Here is a 7,491-nt window from a genome sequence, read left to right on the forward strand (position 1 = left end):
AGGCTGACGGCGCGGGTAACATCCTGCTGTCCACCACCGGCACGATCACGAGCAACGTGGATGTGAACAGCACCACGGGTCACATCACGCTGGTCGCGTCCGACAGCATCTCTCTCACCGATAGCGCCGACATCCGCACGGGCGGCACGGGTACGATCAACCTCGAAGCGACCACCGGTAGCATCACGCAGGACGACAACAGCCGGATCGTCAGCGCGACCGGCGACATCCGCCTGTTCGCCAACGTGGACATCACCTTGGGCGGTATCACCACGGGCGTGAATGCGTCCCTCACCGCCACGACCGGCTCGATCACGGACGCTGGCGACGCGGCTGGTGGCGAAGATGTCATTGCAGCGGGCCTGCGCTTGGTGGCCGGCCTCGGCATCGGCGGTGCCACGACCCACCTTGAAACGCAGGTGACGACGCTCACCGCGCGCGCCACCTCCGGCGGCATCTACCTTACCGAAACCGACGCCCTCACCATCGACGACGTCGCGGTGACGATCGAGCAGGTCGCTACCGACGCGACGACCGCCACCGTCAATGACGCCACCCAGTCCGACGTGATGACGACGGCTGGCGACGGCGACATCATCCTGGTGACCGGCGGCGATCTGATGATCAACGACGGCACGGCGGCGACCGACGACACGGGAATTAGCGCGGACGGGGCAGGGGACATCCTGCTGTCCACGACCGGCACCATTACCAGCAACGTCGATATCACTAGCGGCACGGGTCACATCACGCTGGTCGCGTCCGACAGCATCTCTCTCACCGATAGCGCCGACATCCGCACGGGCGGCACGGGCACGATCAACCTCGAAGCGACCACCGGTAGCATCACGCAGGACGACAACAGCCGGATCATCTCGGTCAGCGGCGACATCCGTCTCCTCGCCAACGTGAACATCACCCTGGGTGGTATCACCACGGACGCGAACGCGTCCGTCACTGCCTCAACCGGCCAGGTTGTGGACGCCGGCGACGTGAGCGGCGGTGAAGACGTGAACGCGGCGGGTCTGCGCCTGGTGGCCGGCCTCGGTATCGGTGGCGCGAATACGCACCTTGAAACCGCCGTCGACACCCTCACCGCACGCGCCACCTCCGGTGGCATCTACCTTACTGAAACCGACGCCCTCACCATCGACGACGTCGCGGTCACGATCGAACAGGTCGACACCGATGCGACGACCGCCACCGTCACCGACGCCACCCAATCCGACGTGATGACGACGGCCGGCGATGGCTCCATCGTCCTCATCACCGGCGGCGACCTGCTCATCAACGACGGCACCGCGCTCACCGATGACATCGGTGTCCAGGCTGACGGCGCGGGTAACGTCCTGCTGTCCACCACCGGCACGATCACCTCGAACGTCGATGTGAACAGCGCGACGGGCCACATCACCCTGGTGGCGTCCGACAGCATCTCGCTCACCGACTCGGCCGACCTGCGCACGGGCGGCACGGGCACGATCAACTTGGAAGCGACCGCCGGTAGCATCACGCAAGCCGACAACAGCCGCATCATCAGCGCGGCCGGCGACATCCGCTTGGCTGCCAACGTGAACATTACCCTGGGTGGCATCACCACGGACGCGAACGCGTCGCTCACCGCCACGACCGGCTCGATCACTGACGCTGGCGACGTGAGCGGTGGCGAAGACGTGATCGCCGCGGGCCTGCGCCTGGTGGCCGGCCTCGGCATCGGTGGCGCGACGACGCACCTCGAAACCGCCGTCGACACGCTCACCGCGCGCGCCACCTCCGGCGGCATCTACCTTACCGAAACCGACAGCCTCGTAATCGACGACGTCGCCGTCTCGATCGAGCAAGTCGGCACCGACGCGACCACCGCCACCGTCAACGACGTGGCCCAGTCCGACGTGATCACCACGGCCGGCAACGGCGCGATCGTGCTCTCCACGGGCGGCGACCTGACGCTGAACGACGGCACGGCGGCCGCCGACAACACCGCGCTCTCCGCGCACGGCACGGGCAACGTGCTGCTGCAAACGAGCGCCGGTTCCATCACGGCCAACGCCGACCTGCTCTCGGGCACCGGCCACGTCACGCTGACGAGTGCGGACTCGATCACCTTCACCGCCACCGCCGACCTGCGCACCGCGGGCACGATCACGCTCACCGCGCAAACCGGCGCGATCACCCAAGCCGACGACAGCCGCATCGCCTCGACCGCGGGTGCGATCCAACTGAGCGCGGCGACCGACATCACGCTCGGCGGCCTCACCACCACGGGCAACGTGGCCGTGACCGCGACCACCGGTTCCATCCTCGATGCCGGCGACGCCTTCGGCGGCGAAGACATCCTTGCCTCCGGCCTGCGCCTGTGGGCCGGCACCGGCATCGGTGGCGCGACCACCCACCTGGAAATCAACGCCACGACCCTCACGGCGACCGCGACCAGCGGCGGCCTCTACCTCTCTGAAACCGATACGCTCACGATCGGCACCGTCACGGTCACCACTCAAGCGGTGGACAGCGCCGCGGGCATCACCGCCGTGACCGCGACCGCCCAGTCGGGTCTGTCCACCACGGCCGGCGACGGCAACGTGGTCCTCGCCACCGGCGGCGCGCTCACTGTCACCACCGCGGTCACCACCCACGGCGCGGGCAACCTCCTGCTCGCCACCACCGGCTCGATTGCAATCGCCGCCAACCTCGCTTCCACCAGCGGTCACCTGACCCTGACCGCGACCGACTCGATCACCCTGGCCGCTGCGACCACGGTCACGACCGGTGGCACCGGCACGCTCACCGCGATCGCCACCACCGGCGCGATTACCCAAGCCGACGACAGCCGCTTTATTACCGCCACCGGCGACATCGCGCTCACCGCCGCCACGGACCTCACCCTCGGCGGCCTCACCACCGACGCGAACGCCTCGCTCACCGCCACGACCGGCTCGGTCCTGGACGCCGGTGACGCCTTCGGTGACGAAGACGTGATCGCCGCCGGCCTGCGCCTGACCGCCGGCCTCGGCGCGGGCACCAGCACCGACACTCTGGAAACCGCCGTCACGACCCTGGCCGCGACCGCGACCTCCGGCGGCCTCTTCCTCCTGGAAACCGACGGCCTCACCATCGGCACGGTTGCTACCACCACGCAAACCGTCGGCACCGACGCCACGACCACCACGACCACCACCACCGACCTCACGGGTCTAAGCACCACGGCTGGCTCCGGTGCGATCGTGCTCACCACCGGCGGCGACCTGACCCTCAGCGCCCCGGTTACCACCGCCGCGGCCGGCAACGTCCTGCTTGCGGTCACCGGCACGCTCACCGCCGATGCTGTCATCAGCAGCACGACCGGCCACCTCACGCTCACCGCGACCGACACCCTGGCCCTCAACGCCAACCTCAGCACCGCGGGCACCGTGACCGTCACCGCCACCACCTTCACCCAGACCGACGGCACCCGCATCACCACGACCGGCGATGTGGCCATCGAGACCACCGGCGACCTCACCCTCGCGGGCATCACCAGCAGCGGCAACGTGGCCCTCACCGCGGGCAACATCTTCGATGGCGGCGACACCGGTGGCGCCGATGTGGTCGCCAGCGGCCTGCGTGCTGTGGCGACCGACGGCATCGGCTCGGCCACCGACGCCCTCGAAACCACCCTCGCGACTCTCGCCGCGACCGCAACCGGCGGCGGTATCCACCTCTCCAATACCACTGCGCTCACCGTGGGCAGCGTGGCGGTCAGCACCGCGCAGGTGGGCACCGACGGGACCACCACCGCCGCCGACCTGGCCGCCCTCGCCGGTGTCACCACCACCGCCGCCGACGGCGTGATCGCGCTCACCACCGCCGGCACCCTCACCATCAGCGCCGAGGTCACCGCCCACGGCGCGGGCACGATCGCCCTCACGACCACCACCGGCGACATCGCCTTGGGCGCGCTCGTGAGCTCCACCTCCGGTGACCTCACCCTCAACGCTGCGGCCCGCGTGCTCGACACCACCGCCACTGAAACCCCGCTGCTCATCACCACCGGTGCGCTCGACCTGACCGCGACCGGCGGCCTCGGCCAAACCGGCCTGGGCGACCTCGACGTGTCCGCCAGCAGCCTCTCGCTCACCAACAACGGCGCCGGCTCGATTTACCTCAAGTCCCACGCCACCACGACCCTCTCGGCCACCAGCCTCACGCCCTCGGGCTCGCTCTTCTTCACCCAAGCCACCGGCAACCTCACCGTGGGCGGCGCCCTCACCGTGGCCCAGGGCAACCTGACCCTGCGCGGCGCGGGCACGATCGCACTCAACAACGCCCCGGTCAGTGCCGCCGGCACGATCACGATCCAGGGCGGCACGGTCACCGCCACCGCCTCCTCGCTCACCTCCACCGCCGGTGACATCAAACTGGCCGCCGCCTCGAGCCTCAGCCTCGACGCTAGCTCCAGCCTCACCGCCGCCGGTGACCTCTCAATCGTGAGCGGCGGCAACGCGACCCTCGCGCAGGCGAGCACCCCGGGCCTCCTGGATATCCGCGTGGCGGGCAACCTGAGCCGCGCCGGTGGTGAACTCCAATCGAACCAGCTGCGCCTGACGGTCGGTGGCAGCGCGGGCAGCTCGGGCAACCCGATCATCACGCGCACCAGCGGCACGGCCGATGTGCGTGTGAGCGGTGCGACCTATATACTGGAGCAAAACGCCCTGTCCGCAGGCCGCGGCGGCGTGACCCTGGCGACCACCTCGGGTGGCAGCTCGGTGCTCAACGTGGCCGGTGGCAGCCTCACCTCGACCGGCGGTGGCATCACCGCGACCGGCTCGGGCACGCTCATCCTGCAAAGCGGCGGCAGCCTCACGATCGGCACCAGCGTGACCAGCAACTCGGGCAGCATCACGGTCAACGCCGGCTCCATCGTCGATGGCACCGGTGATGAAGGTGCCTTGTTCGTGACGCCCAACGGCACGCTCACCCTCAACGCTTCCAGCGGCATCGGCAGCGCCGGTTCCGGAGACATCGACTTTACCGCCGCCGCCGTGGGGGCCTCCACCTCCACCGGCAACCTGAACCTCTCGACCACGGGCTCGACCACCACCACCGGCCTCACGGTGGGCTCCGGCTCGGGCACCCTGCAGATCGCCGCCGGCGATGACCTCACCGTCTCGGGCACGATCTCCCACGGTGGCTCGGGCGCGGTCAACGTCACCGCCTCGGACAACCTCAACGCCTCGGGTGCGATCACCGGTGGCACCGGCACGGTCACGGTCACCGCGGGCACCAATGCCAACGTGGGCCGCGTGTCCACCGCGGGCACCGGCGCCGTCACCGTCACCGCTGGCGGCAGCCTGAGCACCGGTCAGGTCAGCACCGCCACGGGCACCCTCGATCTTAACGCCGGTGGCACGGTCACGGCCAATGGCACCGTCTCCAGCGGCTCGGGCCGCATCACGGTCCAAGGCGGCGGCAACGTCACCACCACCACGATCAGCTCCACCTCGGGCAACATCGGGGTGAGCTCCACCTCCGGCCGCATCCAGACCGGCAGCGTGAGCACCGGCAGCGCCGGCACGCTTACCTTCAACGCCGCCACCACGCTGTCGACCGGAGCGCTCACCAGCGCCACCGGCCGGATCCAACTGAGCTCCGGCGGCGCCACCACCGTGAACGGCGCGGTGAACACCACCTCGGGTGCCTTCACCCTGACCAGCGGAGGTAACGCCACCACCGGCACGCTCACCAGCACCACTGGCGCGATCAGCGTCACCGCGGCCGGCTCGGCCACCCTCGGTGCGATCACCAGCCAAAGCGGCAACGTGAGCCTCACCGCGCAGGGCGGTAGCCTGACGCTGTCCACCGTGGCCACCGGCAACGCCGGCACGCTCACGGCCACCGCCGCCACCACCTTTACGGCCACCAGCCTCACGACCGGCACCGGAGCGATCAACGTGACCGCCGCCGGCAACCTCACCAGTGGCGCGATCAGCAGCCAGAGCGGCGCGGTCACCGCGCGCAGCACCGGCGGAGCGACCCAGCTGTCCACCGTGGCCACCAGCGGGGCGATCACGCTCTTCGGTCAAACCGGCCTCACCGTGACCGGTGCGATCACCGGTGGCGCGAATGCGATCACCCTTACCAGCGCAGCCGGAGCGATCAACGCGGCTGGTGCGGTGACGGGCACCGGCGGCCTCAGCGCCACTGCCGCCACCACGCTTAACCTGCACAGCTACACCGGCGCGGGTGCCGTGAGCCTGCAAAGCGGCGGCAACCTCCAAAGCGGCGCGATCAGCCTCACCTCCGGCAACATCGCCGTTACCTCCACCAGCGGCAGCGTGACCCTGGGCACCGTGTCCACCGCTGGCGCGAGCACGCTCACCCTGCAGTCCGCCGGCGCGCTCACCACCGGAGCGCTGGCCACCCAGACCGGCCGCATCTCGCTGACCGGTGGCAACACCACCACTGGCGCGATCAGCACCACCACCGGAGCGCTCACCGTCACCGCCGCGGGCACCTTCCGTGCCACTGGCGCCCTCACCACCACCAGTGGAGCGATCAACCTGTCTGCCACCGGCAACGTCACCCTGGGCACCGTCTCCAGCAGCACTGGAGCGATCACTCTGGCGAGCACCGGCGGCAGCCTGAGCGTGGGCAACGTCGTGACCACCGGGGCAGTCGACCTGGACGCCCAAGGCAACCTGGTGCTCACCGGCACGCTGCAAGGCGGCTCGGGCGCGGTGACGCTGACCAGCGCCACCGGCCAAGTGACCCTCGAAGGGGCGGTCACCACCACCACCGCCTCTTTGAACCTGCAAAGCGCCGGCGCGCTGGTGCTGCGCGGCGGCTTTACCTCGACCCAAGGCGGCACGCTGAGCCTGCGCTCCACCGGCTCGACGGTGAACGTGGGCCGGGTGCAGACCACCGGTCGGGTGGACCTGGAAGCGGCCGGCACGCTGACGGTTGAAGAAGTGGTCGGCGGCGCAGGCGCCGTGAACCTGACCAGCACGGGCAGCTTCATCGAAATGACCGAGCGCATCTCCACGGGCACTGGAGCGATCACCCTGTGGGCCTACGGGGACGCCAAGCTGCACACCCTCAGCTCCTCCTCCGGCCTGATCAAAGTCACCTCCCAGACCGGCTCGATCACCAGAACCACCTCCGGCACCAACATCTTCGCTTCGGTTGCTCCGCAGCTGACGATTATGGCGGCCGGCAAGGTGATCGACCTCACCGTGGAGTCCGACACGGTCGTCGTGAATGGAACGACGGTCTACCGTCGTCCGCCGTCCCTCACCATCAACATCTACGTCGTTCTCTAGCCATGACCGTAGATGCCAAAAATTTACCTTCTTTTGCGTTGTCAGTGGCGAGTGCCGCCAGCTTCCTAAAACCCCTCAAGCGAGGAGAATACGTTTGATAAGCGGCACGCATAATACTTCACCCCGAAAGTCTGCCTTCCTTATCGAAGGGTTGGAGCAGCGCGTGTTGTTGTCTGCGACGCCGATGGCCGTGCCG

General features: G+C 69.0%; 1 protein-coding gene and 1 pseudogene (1 of these 2 running past the window's edge). Both read left to right on the forward strand.

Annotated elements, in window-relative coordinates; all coding sequences use genetic code 11:
• Positions 1-7,295, forward strand: partial view of a hypothetical protein gene (locus K1X11_RS15345; protein WP_324726003.1) — the 3' portion only. Its footprint begins 49,624 nt before the window's first position; only the last 7,295 of its 56,919 coding nucleotides appear in the window; its start codon lies beyond the left edge, outside the window; its stop codon occupies positions 7,293-7,295.
• Positions 7,234-7,491: pseudogene (locus K1X11_RS23520) on the forward strand (LEPR-XLL domain-containing protein); the annotation flags it as partial. The gene K1X11_RS15345 and the pseudogene K1X11_RS23520, both read left to right, overlap by 62 nt.

Origin of the sequence: Actomonas aquatica (assembly GCF_019679435.2) — a bacterium.
Lineage (GTDB): Bacteria > Verrucomicrobiota > Verrucomicrobiia > Opitutales > Opitutaceae > Actomonas > Actomonas aquatica.